At 62.5% G+C, this 16,722-nt stretch carries 15 protein-coding genes and 2 tRNA genes; 9 read left to right on the top strand and 8 right to left on the bottom strand.

Annotated features, from left to right (window positions below; genetic code table 11):
- Positions 1-14: 14 nt before the first annotated feature.
- Complete coding sequence (locus ACIPHN_RS06170; RefSeq protein ID WP_400434228.1) at positions 15-1,790, bottom strand: autotransporter assembly complex family protein; 1,776 nt, start codon at positions 1,788-1,790, stop codon at positions 15-17.
- Between the two features lie 279 nt (positions 1,791-2,069).
- Between ACIPHN_RS06170 and ACIPHN_RS06165 the strand changes: the two genes are divergently transcribed.
- The 3 genes from ACIPHN_RS06165 to ACIPHN_RS06155 all read left to right on the top strand — a co-directional run bounded on the left by ACIPHN_RS06165 (position 2,070) and on the right by ACIPHN_RS06155 (position 3,932).
- Positions 2,070-2,861, top strand: coding sequence for a ferredoxin--NADP reductase (locus ACIPHN_RS06165; protein WP_400434225.1), 792 nt, complete (start codon positions 2,070-2,072; stop codon positions 2,859-2,861).
- Positions 2,858-3,166, top strand: a complete 309-nt coding sequence (locus ACIPHN_RS06160) for a hypothetical protein (RefSeq protein WP_400434223.1) — start codon at positions 2,858-2,860, stop codon at positions 3,164-3,166. Before ACIPHN_RS06165 ends, ACIPHN_RS06160 begins: the two co-directional genes overlap by 4 nt.
- 100 nt (positions 3,167-3,266) lie before the next feature.
- Entirely contained in the window at positions 3,267-3,932 is a 666-nt protein-coding gene (locus ACIPHN_RS06155; RefSeq protein ID WP_400434220.1) for a response regulator, read from the top strand.
- A 141-nt stretch (positions 3,933-4,073) separates the two neighbouring features.
- Here the strand turns inward: ACIPHN_RS06155 and ACIPHN_RS06150 are convergent.
- The 4 genes from ACIPHN_RS06150 to ACIPHN_RS06135 form a co-directional block, all read right to left on the bottom strand.
- Positions 4,074-4,149 (bottom strand) — tRNA-His (locus ACIPHN_RS06150).
- 128 nt (positions 4,150-4,277) lie between these two features.
- Entirely contained in the window at positions 4,278-5,171 is an 894-nt protein-coding gene (gene murI / locus ACIPHN_RS06145; RefSeq protein ID WP_400434218.1) for a glutamate racemase, read from the bottom strand.
- Positions 5,172-5,213: 42 nt separating this feature from the next.
- A complete protein-coding gene (locus ACIPHN_RS06140) occupies positions 5,214-6,755 on the bottom strand; it encodes a fumarate hydratase (RefSeq protein WP_400434216.1) in 1,542 nt (513 codons plus the stop codon).
- A gap of 32 nt (positions 6,756-6,787) precedes the next feature.
- The gene (locus tag ACIPHN_RS06135; protein WP_400434214.1) at positions 6,788-7,387 is read right to left on the bottom strand and encodes a YqhA family protein; all 600 of its coding nucleotides are present in this window, start codon (positions 7,385-7,387) and stop codon (positions 6,788-6,790) included.
- Positions 7,388-7,805: 418 nt separating this feature from the next.
- Here ACIPHN_RS06135 and acs point away from each other — a divergent pair, with 418 nt between their 5' ends.
- Positions 7,806-9,788: an acetate--CoA ligase gene (acs, locus tag ACIPHN_RS06130; RefSeq protein ID WP_400434212.1), complete on the top strand. Its 1,983-nt coding sequence runs from the start codon at positions 7,806-7,808 to the stop codon at positions 9,786-9,788.
- Between the two features lie 175 nt (positions 9,789-9,963).
- Positions 9,964-10,054 (top strand) — tRNA-Ser (locus ACIPHN_RS06125).
- 71 nt (positions 10,055-10,125) lie between these two features.
- Here the strand turns inward: ACIPHN_RS06125 and ACIPHN_RS06120 are convergent.
- Both ACIPHN_RS06120 and ACIPHN_RS06115 read right to left on the bottom strand, forming a co-directional pair.
- The gene (locus ACIPHN_RS06120) at positions 10,126-11,235 is read right to left on the bottom strand and encodes a porin (RefSeq protein ID WP_400434210.1); all 1,110 of its coding nucleotides are present in this window, start codon (positions 11,233-11,235) and stop codon (positions 10,126-10,128) included.
- A 283-nt stretch (positions 11,236-11,518) separates the two neighbouring features.
- Positions 11,519-12,163 (bottom strand): GntR family transcriptional regulator, encoded by a 645-nt coding sequence (locus ACIPHN_RS06115; RefSeq protein WP_400434208.1) that lies wholly within the window; start codon positions 12,161-12,163, stop codon positions 11,519-11,521.
- 244 nt (positions 12,164-12,407) lie between these two features.
- On the opposite strand from ACIPHN_RS06115, the gene ACIPHN_RS06110 reads away from it, so the two are divergent.
- The gene (locus ACIPHN_RS06110; RefSeq protein ID WP_400434206.1) at positions 12,408-12,878 is read left to right on the top strand and encodes a VOC family protein; all 471 of its coding nucleotides are present in this window, start codon (positions 12,408-12,410) and stop codon (positions 12,876-12,878) included.
- A 107-nt stretch (positions 12,879-12,985) separates the two neighbouring features.
- Here the strand turns inward: ACIPHN_RS06110 and ACIPHN_RS06105 are convergent, their stop codons facing one another.
- The gene (locus ACIPHN_RS06105) at positions 12,986-13,930 is read right to left on the bottom strand and encodes a 2-hydroxyacid dehydrogenase (protein ID WP_400434204.1); all 945 of its coding nucleotides are present in this window, start codon (positions 13,928-13,930) and stop codon (positions 12,986-12,988) included.
- A 144-nt stretch (positions 13,931-14,074) separates the two neighbouring features.
- On the opposite strand from ACIPHN_RS06105, the gene ACIPHN_RS06100 reads away from it, so the two are divergent.
- The 3 genes from ACIPHN_RS06100 (at position 14,075) to ACIPHN_RS06090 (ending at position 16,701) form a co-directional block, all read left to right on the top strand.
- Positions 14,075-15,007, top strand: a complete 933-nt coding sequence (locus ACIPHN_RS06100; protein WP_400434202.1) for a fumarylacetoacetate hydrolase family protein — start codon at positions 14,075-14,077, stop codon at positions 15,005-15,007.
- Positions 15,008-15,102: 95 nt separating this feature from the next.
- On the top strand, positions 15,103-16,119 hold the full coding sequence (locus ACIPHN_RS06095; protein ID WP_400434200.1) for an ABC transporter substrate-binding protein: 1,017 nt from the start codon (positions 15,103-15,105) through the stop codon (positions 16,117-16,119).
- Positions 16,120-16,158: 39 nt separating this feature from the next.
- On the top strand, positions 16,159-16,701 hold the full coding sequence (locus ACIPHN_RS06090; protein WP_400434198.1) for a VOC family protein: 543 nt from the start codon (positions 16,159-16,161) through the stop codon (positions 16,699-16,701).
- Positions 16,702-16,722 lie beyond the last annotated feature (21 nt).

Here is a 16,722-nt window from a genome sequence, read left to right as displayed (position 1 = left end):
GTGTCGCGGGCTGGCTAGAAGGCAATGCCCAGCGAGACATGGGGCCGGATCTGGCGTTTCTGGATGCCATAGGCCAGGTCCAGGTTGAGCGTGCCGACCGGGCTGCGCCAGCGCGCGCCGGTACCGACGCCGTGATAGAAGGTGCGGTTGCTCCAGTTGTCGGCGGCCGCGCCGAGGTCATAGAACACCGCCGCCCCCCAGCTCTGGCTGAACCAGCGCTGGTATTCGGCGCTGCCCACGGCCAGGTACTTGGTCGGATAGACGGTACCGTTCTGCTCGTTGCCGATGCTCTGGTAGCTATAGCCACGCACCGAGTCGTTGCCGCCGGTGCGAAACAGCAGCGAGGCCGGCACCGAGCCGGCACTGCCGGTGGTGAAGACGCCGCCCAGTTCCGAGCGCAGCACCACGATGTCGCGCCTGCCCACCGGCACGAATTGCTTGAAGCGGCCATACAGGCGGGAAAAACTCTGGTCGGTCAGCACGCCCTTGAGGGCGAAGCCGGCTTCCAGCGTCACCAGGTTGCCCTGGCGCGGGAAGATGGGGTTGTCCACGTTGCGTCGCGACCAGGCAAAGCCGGGTACCAGCGCCCGGTGCTTGCCGGGAGTGACGATGGTGTCGGCGGGCAGGGTGGCGCCGTTTTCCTGGGTCAGCTCATCGCGGTAGTAGGTCAGCGAATAGGTGGTGTCGTAGTTCTCGCTGTTGCGCGCGCGCTTGAAGCCGACCTGCTGGCTGCGCAGGTCGATGCCTTCCAGCGTGGTGCGGTCGTAGGAGGTATTGATGCTGTTGACGAAAGCCTTGCCATCCGGTGGCATGGCCAGCGACAGCAGGCCGTACTGGCGCTTCTGTTCCAGCCTCGCCTGGCTGTCGAACACATAGGCGCGGTCGAAGACGTTGTAGTGCGAATAGCGGCCTTCCACCTGGGCGCCGGTATCGGTGCCATAGCCCACCCCGGTACGGATGCGCTGGGTCGGGTATTCGGTCACCTGCACCTTCACCGGGGTCAGGTCGGGATGGGCCGGATCGTCGTCGATGGCCACGATGGCATTGGAGAAGTAGGGCGTATTCTGGATCTGGCGCTGCAGGGCCAGCAGGCGGTCGGCGTCATAGGGCTCGCCCACGCTGAGCGGATTGACGTTGTCGATGATGGATTGCGGATAGCGGCGCGTGCCGGTGACCTGCAAGGGGCCCAGGGTGAAGGCCGGGCCGCTGTCATAGCGCACCGAGAGATCGGCCTGGTGTTCATCGGGATCCACCCGCGCTTCGGAAGACGCAATGCGGGCGGCGGCATATTTCTTCTGCTGCAGCGACTCCAGGCCGGCGTTCTTGGCCTTGTCCCAGTCTTCCTGGCGGAACGGCTGGCCGGGCGCCAGCGACCAGTCGTTGCGGATGCGCGCAATGCGGGCGGCATCCTGCTGCTGGGCTGCGCCGGTCACGGCAATCTCGGCCGAGGCGATACTGGTGCGTGGGCCGGCATCGACCGTGACCGTGATGTGGCGCATCCCCGGCTTGCCATCGGCGGCGGCATCGGTCTTCATCGCTACCTTGGTCTGGGGCGAGAAATAACCCTCGGTGGCGGTCAGGTCGCGCACCTGGTCGCCGGCGGTGTCCATCATGAACTTGAGCTGCTCGTCGCTGATGTCATCGCGATCCTGGTAGCGCGACAGGTCCAGGAAATCCTTGAGCAGTGACTGCACCGGCTTGGGTGCCTCGATCTCTACCTTGTAGGCGGCATAGGCGGTTTGGGCGGTACACCAGAGGAAGGCGATGGCCAGGCTGCGGGTCCAAGTCATTGATTCATTGCGTCACGTTGTTATCGGTTGAGGCTGCCGGCCGGACTGTTGGCAAGTCGGGTAGGATGTTGGATGGGGGCGTCGTGCCTCCCAACCTGACCCGTGCATGGCGCCGATAGTTCCTGCCTGGCGCCCGATGGCGCGCCGGCGGCAAGCCTGCCTGTGTTGTAGCCGTTATTGTAATGCGCCCGGCGGTCGTGCCGCAGGGCTGTTTTCAAATCAGTATCCGTGCCGCTCTCCCTGCGTGAGCGGGCGGCCGGTGCGACCAAGGAGAGTTGTGTGAGCATACAAGCGTATTCGGAAAAGGCCAGCTGCGAGCGCCTGCTGTCGGTTCACCGCTGGACCGACAAGCTGTTGAGTTTCCGAACCACGCGACCGGCCGGTTACCGTTTCACCGCTGGCCAGTTCGCCCGCCTGGGGCTGGAGGTCGATGGCGAGATGGTCTCGCGAGCCTATTCCATCACCTCCGCCGAAGATGCCGACGTGCTGGAGTACTACGCCATCATCGTCCCCGGCGGCCAGTTCACGACCCGGCTGGACGCGCTGCAGCCGGGCGACCCGGTCTGGGTGGAAAAGCTCAGCTATGGCTTCATGACCGCCGATCGCTTCACCGATGGCCGGCAGCTGTGGATGATGGCCACCGGCACCGGCCTGGGGCCGTACGTCTCGATCCTGCAGCAGCCGGAGGTATGGCGTCGCTTCGACGATCTGGTCGTGGTGCATGGCGTGCGCCAGCGTGAGGAGCTGACCTACATCGAGCAGTTCGAGGCGCTGCGCCGCCAGGCCGGCGAGCAGGGCTGGCCGGCGCGCCTGCACATGCTGCGCTGTGTGACCCGGGAAACCGACCTGCCGCCCGGCGAGGGCCTGCTGGCCGGCCGTATCACGACCCTGCTGCGGGATGGCTTGCTGGAGCAGGTCGTCGGCCTGCCGATGAGCCTGGAGCAGACGCGCGTGATGGCGTGCGGCAATCCCGAGATGGTCACCGAGTTGCGCGAGCTGCTGCGTGAGCGTGGCATGACGCCCTTGCGCCGCACCGGCGGCGGACAGTTCGTGACCGAAGACTATTGGTGAGTGCGCGCCCCTTGTCGGGGACGACGGGCGCATCTGGCACATCGGGCGCATCTGGAAAGGGCCTTGCGGGGCGCCTGTTTCGGCTCGCCCGGTCGCTTGTCGAGCAGGGAGTTGATAATTTTTCGAGCTCGCTAAAAAAAGCTGTATTGAAAATTTCTTCTATTGCCTTCTCGAATTTTTTCGATTTTACTCAGCAATATCGCGATTTCCTTTCTGTTTTTCTCCGATTTTCTCTATCTCCTTATTACGGAAGTTTTTTCGATGCCGTCACGGCACGAAGAACGCAGGGGGCCGACATCGATTGATGCAAATCGAGGGCATGTGAGCCGAGGGATGCCAGGGAAGGGCAGCTCTCCGGGCGGCGGTATCGCCACCTGTCTGTTAATTGAACCATTTGGGGGTAGCATGAATTTGAAGAAAGTCCTGCACGTGGCCATCGCTGATGATCACCCTATCGTGCTGGGCGCGCTCAAGAACGAGCTTGCGCGCTTGCCGGAGGTGCGCGTGGATCTCGAGGTCGACACCGGCGAGGCCCTGCTGGCGGCGTTGAAGCGCGCGCCTTGCGAGATCGTCATCACCGATTTCGCCATGCCAGCCGAGGACAGCGAAGACTCCGACGGTTTTGCGCTGGTCAAGCGCATCAAGGCCGAGCATCCTTCCAGCAAGCTCATCGTCTATACGGCCATGAACAATGGCGCGGTGATCCGGCGTCTCTATCGCATGGGGGTCTTTGCGGTCATCAACAAGCGCGAGAAGCCTGACGAGCTGATCAATGCCTGCCTGGCCACGCAGAGCAGCAAGCAGTTGTATTTCCCGGTGTCGCTGCGCGGCGAGCTGGAAATGAGCTGGGCCCAGGGCGATGGTTTCGGCCTGGCGCGCGAGCTGACCCAGAGCGAGCTGGAGGTGGTGCGCCTGTTCGTCGAGGGGCAATCGCTGGGCGATATCTGCGAACGGCTCTCGCGCACGCCCAGTACCATCAGCACGCACAAGAACAATGCGATGCGCAAGCTGGGCCTCAATACCGATGCCGACCTGATCAAGTACGCCTATTCGACCGGAATGATCAACTGAGCCTGAGGGCGGGGGCGGGTGGTGCGACGGCCACTTGCCACCTTCCCGCTGCCCCTTTTTTTTTCGGATGCGAGGACAGGAAATGCGCGCAGAAAAACAAAAAGCCCGGTTCGCAGGAACCGGGCTTTTCATTTGAATCTGTGGGGTGGCTGATGGGACTCGAACCCACGACGACAGGAATCACAATCCTGGACTCTACCAACTGAGCTACAGCCACCGTCGACTGTCTGACTGACTTGCGTCCGTCATCAAGTAAGCAAAAGATTATACAAACACTTGCAGGACTTGGCAATACTTTTTCGATGCTAATTGGCAAGGCTGCATCAAAAAGTGTCGTCAGCCGCTTCAGGTCCCCGTTTGCGGCTGCAAGGCATGGACTTCCGGATGCAGTTGCAGCAAGCCCTGGAAGGCATGTTCCAGCGTGGAACGGCTGGCCGTGGTGAAGCCGGCCAGCGAACCCCGGGCCGCCTGGGTGACGAGGCGATCGTGTTCCAGCAGTCGCAGCAGTTGCCGCGTGACTGCCTGTCCGGTATCGATGATGCCGGGAACGCGGCCCGACAGGCGCCGGCAGACATCCTCGATGGCCTGGCGCACGAAGGGGTAGTGCGTGCAGCCCAGCACCAGGGTATCGGCGCCTTGTTCCAGCAGTGGTGCCAGGTAGCGTTCCAGCAATTGCACCGTAGCCGGCGAATACAGTTCGCCTTTCTCGATCAGGTCCACCAGTCCCACGCAGGCCTGCGGCAGGAAACGCACCTGATACTGCGCCTCCATCTGTGCCTGCAAGCTCGCAAAGCGCTTGCTGGCCAGCGTGCTGCGCGTGGCCAGCACACCGACGGTACCGCTGCGGGTGGCCTGGGCGGCGGGCTTGAGGCCGGGCTCGATGCCCACCACCACCAGTTGCGGCCAGCGTTCGCGGATGGCCTGGATGGCGGCGGCGGTCGCGGTATTGCAGGCCACCACCAGCGCCTTGACCTGCTGGCCGATGAAGAAGTCGGCAATGGCCAGTGAGCGCGCCACGATCTCCTGCTCGGTCTTGTCGCCATAGGGCGCATAGCCGGAGTCGGCAAAGTAGAGCAGCTTTTCGCGGGGCAGGGCGGCGTGGATGTGTCGCAGCACCGACAGGCCGCCGATGCCGGAATCGAAAATGCCGACCGCGGCATCGGCCACGGTCGGCATCGGGGTCGTGCTCGCAGGCGTCACTGCAGAAGGCGCGGGGACTTGCTTGACTGCGTCATTCATGGTGCTGCGCGCGCTCCTGCGATGGGCTTGCCTGGATGGGGATCAGGCGGTGGTGACGGGGATCTTCGACAGCGACACGCTCTGGGCGATCTTTTCCTTCCACTCCGCCGGACCGGTGTTGTGCACCGAGATACCGTTGGCGTCGACGGCGACCGTCACCGGCATGTCCTTGACGTCGAATTCGTAGATCGCTTCCATGCCCAGGTCGGCAAAGCCCAGTACCTTGGCCGACTTGATCGCCTTGGAGACCAGGTAGGCCGAGCCGCCCACGGCCATCAGGTAGGCCGACTTGTGCTTCTTGATCGCCTCGATGGCGGCCGGGCCGCGCTCGGACTTGCCGATCATGGAGATCAGGCCGGTCTGTTCCAGCATCATGTCGGTGAACTTGTCCATGCGGGTGGCCGTGGTCGGGCCAGCCGGGCCCACCACTTCGTCACGCACCGGATCGACCGGGCCGACGTAGTAGATCACGCGGTTGGTGAAGTCCACCGGCAGCTTCTCGCCCTTGGCCAGCATGTCCTGGATGCGCTTGTGGGCGGCATCGCGGCCGGTCAGCATCTTGCCGTTCAACAGCAGGGTCTGGCCCGGCTTCCAGGAGGCGACTTCTTCCTTGGTCAGGGTATCGAGGTTGACGCGCTGGGACTTCTCGGTGTCGGCCACCCAGTGCACTTCCGGCCAGTCCGACAGCGACGGCGGTTCCATGTAGGCCGGGCCGGAGCCATCCAGCACGAAGTGGCCGTGACGGGTTGCGGCACAGTTGGGGATCATGGCGACCGGCTTGGAAGCCGCGTGGGTCGGGTGCATCATGATCTTCACGTCCAGCACGGTGGTCAGGCCACCCAGGCCTTGCGCGCCGATGCCCAGGGCATTGACCTTCTCGTAGAGCTCGATACGCAGCTCTTCGGTCTTGTTCTGCGGGCCGCGCTTCAAGAGCTCGTACATGTCGATGTCTTCCATCAGCACTTCCTTGGCCATCAGCATGGCCTTCTCGGCAGTGCCGCCGATACCGCTGCCCAGCATGCCCGGCGGGCACCAGCCGGCGCCCATGGTCGGCACGGTCTTCAAGACCCAGTCCACCAGGTTGTCGGTGGGGTACAGCTTGTCGAACTTGGTCTTGTTCTCGGAGCCGCCGCCCTTGGCCGCGATCTGCACGTCCACGGTGTTGCCCGGCACCAGTTCCATGTGGATCACAGCGGGGGTGTTGTCCTTGGTGTTCTTGCGCTCGAACTGCGGGTCGGCCACGATGGAGGCGCGCAGCACGTTGTCCGGGTGCGAGTAGCCGCGACGCACGCCTTCGTTGACGGCATCGGCGATTGAGCCCGGGAAGCCTTCGAAGCGCACGCCCATGCCGATCTTCAGGAACACGTTGACGATACCGGTGTCCTGGCAGATCGGACGTTTGCCCTCGGCGCACATGCGCGAGTTGGTCAGGATCTGCGCGATCGCATCCTTGGCCGCCGGGCTCTGCTCGGTTTCATAGGCGCGGGCCAGGTGCTGGATATAGTCGGCCGGATGGTAGTAGCTGATGTACTGCAACGCGGCGGCGACGGATTCGATGAGATCGTCTTGCTTGATGATGGTCATGGCTGGTTCTCTCAGGTTTGGATGAGGCAAAATCAGTGCGGCTTGTCGGACGGGTCAGGCGCATGCGCCATCAGGCGATCGCAATAGGCGATGGCCATGGCCGACAGGAGGAAGGCGATATGGATCCCGGTCTGCGCGACCAGGGTCTTGACGTCGTACAGGTTGGCGTTGATGAAGGTCTTCAACAGGTGGATCGAGGAAATCCCGATGATGGCCGTGGCCAGCTTGACCTTGAGCACCGAGGCGTTCACGTGGGACAGCCATTCCGGCTGGTCCGGGTGGCTCTCCAGGTTCATGCGCGAGACGAAGGTTTCGTAGCCGCCGACGATGACCATGATGAGCAGGTTGGAAATCATCACCACGTCGATCAGCGCCAGCACCACCAGCATGATGGTCTGTTCGTTGAGTTTGTCCGGACGCGGCGCGCCGGCAATGGCCACGGCATCGAGGATATGGTCCAGCGAGCCGGCATGGCCCATGGCCGCGCCGATCAGGTCCACCAGTTCCACCCAGAAGTGGTAGACGTAGACGCATTGCGCCAGGATCAGGCCGAGGTAGAGCGGCAGCTGCAGCCAGCGGCTCATGAAAATCAGGTTGGGCAGCACGCCGATCTTGCGGGGAGACTTGTGCATCGGGTTGTTCATGGGTGTGCAGGTACGCTTGATTCTGGCGGATGAATGCAGGTTCCGATTATTGTCTCCGCGGCGCGGCTTCGGATTTGGGGCCGTATTTTACACGCCGCAGGCAGATTCCGTCGGGATTGCTGCAGTCCCATGCAGATCAAACGTGAGCCAGGAGCTGCCTGCGGGAAACACCCGACTATGCCAAAATGAACAAATGTTGTCCTGAACATAAGGACAAGATGAAGGTCTCCTTGACTGGAGCCTGGGGTGGCAGCGCCCCATGTTGCTGGCATGACAGAGTGTCGCATCGCTGCAGCCTTGATGCAGGCGGCTTCCCGCGGCGGGACGCCGCCGTTTGTGTAAGGACTGAGTAAGTGAAACGGCCTATGTTTTGCGGAAAGCAAAAACAAACCTTGTGGAGACTACCGTGGCAGACATCGAAACTTTCAAGCAGGAAAATCGCGTATTCGCACCGCCGGCCGAATTGGCCAGGCACGCCGCCATTTCGGGCATGGACGCCTACCATGCCCTGAACGCCGAATTCGCCAAGGACTACGAAGGCACTTGGGCCCGTCTGGCCAAGGACAACCTGAAGTGGCACAAGCCCTTCACCCAGACCCTGGACGAATCCAACGCACCCTTCTACAAGTGGTTTGCCGATGGCCAGGTCAACGTTTCCTACAACTGTCTCGACGTCAACCTCGAGAACGGCAATGCCGACAAGACCGCCATCATCTTCGAATCCGACGATGGCAAGGTGACCCGCGTTTCCTATCGCGAGCTGCACCAGAAGGTCTGCCAGTTCGCCAATGGCCTGAAGTCGCTGGGCATCAAGAAGGGTGACCGCGTGGTCATCTACATGCCGATGTCGGTCGAAGGCGTGGCCGCCATGCAGGCCTGCGCCCGCATTGGCGCGACCCACTCGGTGGTCTTCGGCGGCTTCTCGGCCAAGTCGCTGCACGAGCGCGTGATCGATGCCGGTGCCGTGGCCGTGCTGACCGCCGACTACCAGGTCCGTGGCGGCAAGCAGCTGCCTCTCAAGGCCATCGTCGACGAAGCCCTGGACATGGGCGGCTGCGATACGCTCAAGCACGTCATCGTCTACCAGCGCACCGGCGCCGAGATCAACTGGGTCGAGGGCCGTGACCTGCGCCTGGCCGACGTGATCGCCAACCAGGCCGACAGCTGCGAGCCCGAATGGGTCGATGCCGAGCATCCGCTGTTCATCCTCTACACCTCCGGTTCCACCGGCAAGCCCAAGGGCGTGCAGCACGCCTCGGCCGGCTACCTGCTGTGGGCCGTGCTGACGATGAAGTGGACCTTCGACATCAAGCCCGACGATGTCTACTGGTGTACCGCCGACATCGGCTGGATCACCGGCCACACCTATATTGCCTATGGCCCGCTGGCCGTGGGTGCGACCCAGATCGTCTTCGAAGGCGTGCCGACCTACCCGAATGCGGGCCGCTTCTGGGACATGGTGGCGCGCCACAAGGCCACCATCTTCTACACCGCGCCCACGGCGATCCGTTCGCTCATCAAGGCCGCCGACGCCGACGAGAAGATCCATCCCAAGCAATACGACCTGTCCACGCTGCGCATCCTCGGTTCGGTGGGCGAGCCCATCAATCCGGAAGCCTGGATGTGGTACTACAAGAACATCGGCCGCGAGCGCTGCCCCATCGTCGATACCTTCTGGCAGACCGAAACCGGCGGCCACATGATCTCGCCGCTGCCGGGCGCCACCCCGCAGGTGCCGGGTTCGTGCACGCTGCCGCTGCCGGGCATCACGGCCGCCATCGTCGACGAGACCGGCAATGACATCCCCAATGGCAATGGCGGCATCCTGGTGGTCAAGCGTCCGTGGCCGTCGATGATCCGTACCATCTGGAATGATCCCGAGCGCTTCAAGAAGAGCTACTTCCCCGAAGAGCTGGGCGGCAACATCTACCTGGCCGGCGACGGCGCGGTGCGCAACAAGGACACCGGCTACTTCACCATCACCGGTCGTATCGACGATGTGCTCAACGTCTCCGGTCACCGCATGGGCACGATGGAAATCGAATCGGCCCTGGTCGCCAACAGCCTCGTGGCCGAAGCCGCCGTGGTCGGCAAGCCGGACGAAACCACCGGTGAATCGATCTGCGCCTTCGTGGTCCTGAAGCGTCCGCGTCCCACCGGCGACGAAGCCAAGCAGATCGCCAAGGAACTGCGCGACTGGGTGGCCAAGGAAATCGGCCCGATTGCCAAGCCCAAGGAAATCCGCTTCGGCGACAACCTGCCCAAGACCCGCTCCGGCAAGATCATGCGTCGCCTCTTGCGCGTGCTGGCCAAGGGCGAGGCCATCACCCAGGACGTCTCCACACTGGAAAACCCGGCCATCCTGGACCAGTTGAAGGAAGCGCAATAAGAGCACAGGCAGCACAGCGGTAGTCAGCAAGCGCCGGCAGGGCAGTGGGCAAGCGGTTTCGCCCAGGCCCTGCCGGCCTTTTTCATTGCTGGTTTGAAAAATATTAAGAAAAGACTTGGCATCGTCGCAAAGCTTGCTATAATGCGTGGCTTCGCTGAACGCGAACCCGAATCCAGGAGAGGTGGATGAGTGGTTTAAGTCGCACGCCTGGAAAGCGTGTATAGGTTAATAGCCTATCGGGGGTTCGAATCCCCCCTTCTCCGCCAGTAGTTGAAAAGGCCCGCAGAAATGCGGGCCTTTTTGTTTTTCCGGACAGTATTTCCTTCCCTTGCGTCGCTCAGAACTTGTGGGTGATCCCCAGTCCCACCCCGGCCGGACTTTGTCCCGCGCTCAGCCCGGGGATAGGATTGGCCGACAGGTTGTAGCTGGCATTCTGCTCATTGAAGATCTTCGTGACGGCGCCCCATACTTCGGTGCGTTTGGACAGGTTGTAGCCGTAGCCGAGCGACACCTGCTGCGCGCCCGATGCGCTGCCGGGTTTGCCGATGCCGCCGATGCCGGCGGTGGCATTGCCCGAAGAGCGACCCGCCCGCACATAGGAGGCACGCCATTGGCCATTGCCCACGTTATGCGTCAGTGCCAGTTGCCAGGCATCGCGACGCAGGCTGGTGCTGGTGGTGGGCTCATAGCGCAGTCGTTCCCACACGAAGCGCAGGCGCGTGTTGCCCAGCGAATAGGCCGCGCCGAACTTGTTGCCGGTGTCCACGGTGCCGCCGGCAAAGTAATCCTTGTGCTCCTCGTGGCCGTAGGCCAGGTAGAGCGGACCATTCTCATAGGTCAGCAGCGCCGAGACCAGGCTGGGGTCGCTGGTGGCGGTGCGCTCTTCGCGCGCGGCGTAGGCGATCTTGCCCACCAGACCGCCCAGATTGGGCGTGGCGTATTGCACCAGGTTCTTCTGGCGGCGGTCGAACGACGCCGGTGACTGGGCGTTGGCCGCCGTCGTGAAGCCATTGCCCATGATGGAGTTGGAGGCAAAGATGCCGGCCGTGAACGGATCGATCGCATACACCGAGACGAAACGGTAAGGCGTCTCGTACTGCCCCGCAAAGATCTCCCCCAGGCTGCCGCGCAGGCCGACATTGTCGTTGCGGTCGGCGAAGCTGCCCGCACCGGTGTCGACGCCCACATTCGATTCGATCTGGAAGAACGCCTGCAGGCCGCCCCCCAGGTCTTCCACCCCCTTGAACCCCAGTACCGAGAGGTTGTTGGAGATACGTGCAATGCGGCCTTGTCCGCCATTGGCGCCGCTGGCCCAGACGTTCTCGGCATCCACCTTCAGGAATCCATAAATGGTCACCGTGTCGCTGTCCGCCCGGGCGGGTAGCAACACCATTGCCATGCCTGAGGCACAGGTGGCCAGGATGGCCGCTCTTTTCAATCCCTGCATGCTTGGTCTCCTCCTTGTTATGGTTTGTTTTGGCTAATCCTAATTTATATAAATTTATATGTATACGGATAAATATATAAAAAATACTTTTGTTGTAATTGGAATTCGGAATGGATGATCTGGCCACATGCTGTACATGGGCCATGGGCGGCGGGAGATGCAGGGGGAACGTGCCGGATTGGCGCGTGAAGCAGGGAATGCCGGGCGGGGAAAACAGTAGAGGCTGACCGGCGTTTGCCGAATCAGCCTCGTGCAGCGGGATTGGTGCGGTGGCGGGGAGGGGTTAGCCCTGGTGTTCCTTGATGACTTCCAGCACGTGGATGCTCAGGCGCGTGGTGTGGTTGCGCATGGCCAGGTAGGCCTTTTCGGGATCGGCCGCCAGGATGGCGGAAATGATCGCGTCGTGCTCGTCATGCGACATGGTCAGGCGCTTGTCCACGCCGGTCTGGGCGGCACGGAACATCGCCAGGCGATCGCGCAGGTTGTCGATCATGTCCGAGAGGCTCTTGTTGTGGGCGCCGGCGCAGATCAGGTGATGGAATTTCTTGTTCAGGGCGAGATAGCCGGCATCGTCGCCATTGGCGACGCACTCCTGGCTTTCCAGGTGCACCAGTTCCAGCTGCTTTTTCTGGACGGCGCTCATGCGCTCGGCGCAGATGCGGCAGCACAGGGCTTCCAGCTCGCACATGGCTTCGAGCATGTCGGAGAGCTCCTCCACGCCGATGTTGGTGACGATGCCGCCCTTGCGCGGCTTGAGCTCGATCATGCCGCGTGCCGCCAGTTCGCGCAGCGCCTGGCGGATCGGGGTGCGCGATACCTTGAAGCGTTCCGACAGGGCGATTTCCTCCAGGGCCGAGCCCGGCGGCAGGGTGCCACTGATGATTTCGTCAGTCAGGGTGCGGTAGATGCGAAGGGAGATGGTTTCCATTCTTGATGTTCTCGGTGTTCTTGTCTGGCCCCGCGTTGAACCGGGGCAACGGTATCCGGCCGGGCGTATTTTACATCGCCCGCCACTTCAGGAAAATCCAGTGACCCACCTGGATCTCATTTAATGTATTTATATATTTAATTATCAATTCATTTGGAAAATAAAGTATACATATAAAAACCATTTCAGTAGAATCGGTCGCAACAGGCAAGGACTCATTCAATTCAAAAAAGGAGACAGGCACATGGCTAACAAACTGCGTCATATTGCGATTTCGGTACCCGATCCCTGGAAGACGGCCGAGTTCTACCAGCAGGCCTTCGGCTTCACCAAGGTGGGCGAGACCGATTCTTCGCTGGCCCGCGGCGTCTATCTCAGCGACGGCACCATGTCGCTGGCCCTGCTGAACTACAAGACCGACGAGGCCGCCGGTGATCGTGGCCGCGAGTATGTGGGGCTGCATCACATCGGCGTGTGGGTCGACAACATCGTCGACGCCCGCCGCGAGGTCGAGCAGGCCGGCGGCCAGTACTACATGGGCGAAGTGCCGGTGAAGGGCAATATCTTCTACGAGGTCAAGTACAAGGACCCCAATGGCGTCATCTGCGACCTGACCGACCACGGCTGGGGCGGCGCCTCCAAGGATGGCGCGTCCGACAACAGCGGCCCGGCCCTGCGTCATCCCGACCTGAAAGCCGACCGTAGCGGCCTGTAGGCCCAGCCGCAGCGGCTCGCGCTGACCTGCCAGCCGCTGCGCACCGAACTTCCTGAGGTGGGAGGTGTTGCCGCCGTCCTGTTGCATGCAGCAGGCGGCGGCATTTTTCATGGGCGTACCAGATGGGGCGGCGTAGCGCCTGTGGCCACCGCACCCAGGCAGGCCAGGAACATGTCGATCTGGGCTTGCAGGGATTCCGGCGAGCGGCCCGATACATGCGGCGTCAGCAGCAGGTTGGGCAAATCGCGCATGGCCGCCGGCAGTGCCGGTTCGCCTTCGAACACGTCCAGTGCGGCACCGGCGATGCCGCCCGCCTGCAAGGCGCTGACCAGCGCGGCGGTATCGACGACGCTGCCACGGGCGATATTGATCAGGAAGCCTGTCGAGCCGAGCGCCTCCAGTACTGCCGCGTCGACCAGGTGTCGCGTGGCCTGGCCGCCCGGGCAGGCCAGCACCAGGTAGTCGCTGTGTGCGGCCAGTGCCAGCGCGTCCGGGAAATGCCGATAGGACAGTCCCGCGCGCGGTTGGCGGGTGTGATAGCTGATGTCCATGTCAAAGCCGCTAGCCCGGCGGGCGATCTTTGCGCCAATGTTGCCCAGGCCGAGGATGCCCAGCCGCTTGCCGTGGATGGCCGGTCGTGCGGCACGCACGCTCTCCCAGTGCCCGGCCTTGACGGCGCCATCCAGCAGATGCACGCCCCGCGCGATCCCCAGCAGCAGTGCCATGGCGTGGTCGGCCACGGTGGCATCGTTGGCGCCGGGCGCGTGGGTGACAACAAGCTTGCGCGCGTGGGCCGCCTGCAGGTCGATGTTCTCGTAGCCGGCACCGAAGGCGGCGACCCACTGCAGGGCTGGCAAGGCCTGCATCTGCGCCGCGCTCAGGCCGGTGGAGCCATTGGTCAGCACGTAGCGCACCCCGGCCAGTGCCGGATCCTGCCAGTCCACGCCCTGCGGCGCTGCGCGCAGGACGATGGGTGCGGCGGCGTGGCGCAACTGCGTCAGCGTACTTTCTGCCAGCGGTATCAATACCAGCAGTTCCGGATGCTCGCTCATGTCATCAGTCTCCATTTAAATAAATGCATAGGGAAATCCCTGGAGAAAATTTTTGCACATTTGTATTGCAATGTATACGTATAAGACTTAATGTATTCACATACTAAGTTCTATGTTCATAAATTAAAAAAGGGAGACATTGTGGTGTGGCATGCGATAGCGACAGTTGAACAGGCCGGCCAGGCGCGTCCGGCGTTGGTGCTGGGTGAAGAGCTCTTCGACCTGGCTGGAGTAGTGCAGGCGGCACGCGGCGCCGGCCTGGCCGTTGGCGAGATGATCAGCGTGGCGGCCCTGCTGCAATCCTGGGAAAGCCAGGCCGGGCAATTGCGGGCGCTGGCCGAAGCGGTACCCGGCCTGCGCGCGGCCGGGGCCATCCAGCCCCTGCAGGGTGGCTATACCCTGGCGGTACCCTTCGTACCGGGGCGCATCTTTGCCACGGCCTCCAACTACTACGAGCATGCCGCCGAGATGGGGACCGAGCTGGCGCCCCGTACCGAGAGTTCGCCCTACTGCTTCATGAAGGCCGAGAGCAGCGTGACGGCCACCGAGACCGATGTGGTCATGCCCGATGGCACCGAAAAGCTGGACTGGGAAGTGGAGCTGGCCGTGGTGATCGGCCGTACCTGCAAGGATGTCCCGGTGGAGCGGGCCTACGAGGTGATCGCCGGCTACACCGTCTTCAATGACATCAGCGCACGCGACCTCAACCGTCGTACCGACTATCCCTTCAAGCATGACTGGTTCCGTGGCAAGAGCTTCGATACCTTCGGGCCGATGGGGCCGTGGATCGTGCCGCGCGACTGCATCGCCGAGCCGCAGAAGCTGCGCATGCGCTTGCAGGTCAATGGCGATGTGATGCAGGATGGCACGGCCGAGGGCATGATCTTCAACATCGCCGAGCAGATCGCCTACCTGTCCTCCATCCTGACCCTCAAGCCCGGCGACCTGATCGCGACCGGCACGCCCGATGGCGTGGGCATGGGGCGCGGCGTCTATCTCAAGCCGGGTGACGAGATGGTGGCCTCGATCGACCGCATCGGCAGCATCCGCAACAAGGTGGTGGCGTCCGGCCGCTGAGCCCGAGGCCCGATACCTGGCATGGGGCGGGGGTACTATCGGTAGGCCTCGCCTGCACGTATCCTGCTTCATCCCGCAGTCTCATGGAGAACGGAATGGTCCTTTGCAACAGCATCAAGCGTTTCATCTGCTCATTGAGCGCAGTCGCCGCAGTGGCCTGCTGTACCCTGGCCGCATCGCCGGCCCATGCGGCCGACAAGGTCAAGTTCAACCTGGCGTGGCTGCCGCAGGGTAGTACCGGCGGCATCCTGGTGGCCATTGCCAAGGGCTTCTATGCCGAGGCCGGACTGGATGTCAGTGCCGTGCGCGGCTATGGCGGCCAGCGTACCGTCAACGAGATCGATCAGGGCCTGTTCGAATTCGGCTATGGCGATCCGATCAGCGTCATGCTCAATCGCGTCGAAGGGGGCAAGACGGTGATGGTCGGCATCATCAACACCCAATGGCCGGCGGCCCTGTGCTATGTCGACAAGCCAGGCCGCAAGCTGCAGACCCCGGCTGACCTGAAGGGGCTCTCGCTGGGCGGTGGTGCAGCTTCGCCGCTGCAGAACATCGTCCCCAGCTGGCTGCAGGCCAACCAGCTCGCGACCGACCATATCAAGCTGCTGCGCCTGGATCCGTCGGTGATCAATTCCTCCTTCCTGGAGGGACGCATCGACCTGGCCGAATGCTGGGAGGGCGCCAACAAGCCCATCCTGCAGGCCTTGCTGCAAAAGGAAGGCAAGCAACTGGGCTGGATGCGCTACCGCGATTTCCATCTCGACCTCTACGGCAACGGCATCGTGACCAGCGAAAAACTGGTGACGCAGAATCCCGGACTGGTGCGTCGCTTCGTGCAGGCGACCTATCGGGGCTACGCGTTCCAGCGCAGCCATCCGCGTGAGGCGGCCGACGCCATCGCCTCGCAGCAGAAGCTCATGGACAAGAACATCCTGCTGCAGCAGATCACTGAAACCAACCAGATCATCGAGGATGCCGGCGCCAGCAATCGCAAGCTGGGCTGGATGCGCGCCGACCGCATGCAGGCCACCACCGATTTCGTGAAGAAGGCCTTCCGCGTGCAGGCGCCGATCAAGGCGAGCGACATCTACACCAATCAATTCATCGAATAAGGAGCCGCCCCAACGCGGCCCATCCAACAGGAGGAGACAATGGAAAAAATACGCCCGAAACGGCTGGGACATCTGGTATTGACCGTGCGCGACATCCACGCCTCGGTCAAGTTCTACACCGAGATCCTGGGCCTGGAAGTGTCGGACTGGATCAGCGACCAGATGGTGTTCCTGCGCGCCGGTACCGACCACCACGACCTGGCGCTGTCGCAGATTCCCAGGGACTCGGCCGCCATCAATGAGCTGCCGCACTATGGCCGCCCCGGCATGGAGCACTTCTCCTACCTGGTCGAGGACCGCGCGGCGATGGACGATGCGGCCCGCTTCCTGCAGGCCAAGGGCATCGAGATCGTACGTGGCATCGGCAAGCATGGCCCGGGCGAGAACCTGTTCCTGGTGTTCAAGGATCCCGATGGCAACAACGTCGAGATCTATTGCGAGATGACGCAGATCACGCCCGAGTCGAACTACCAGCCCAAGGTATGGGAACGCAATATCGATTCCTTCGACCAGTACCACTTCAAGCACTTCGTCGTGCCACCGCCACAGGCCGTGATCGACGCCAAGTCCAACAAGAAATAATAAAAACAATAAAAACACATA

It is taken from the genome of Herbaspirillum sp. NPDC087042, assembly GCF_044745245.1.
Classification (GTDB): domain Bacteria; phylum Pseudomonadota; class Gammaproteobacteria; order Burkholderiales; family Burkholderiaceae_D; genus Herbaspirillum.
The sequence above is the reverse complement of the archived record's forward strand: the minus strand, read 5'-3'. Positions and strand labels throughout refer to the sequence as shown.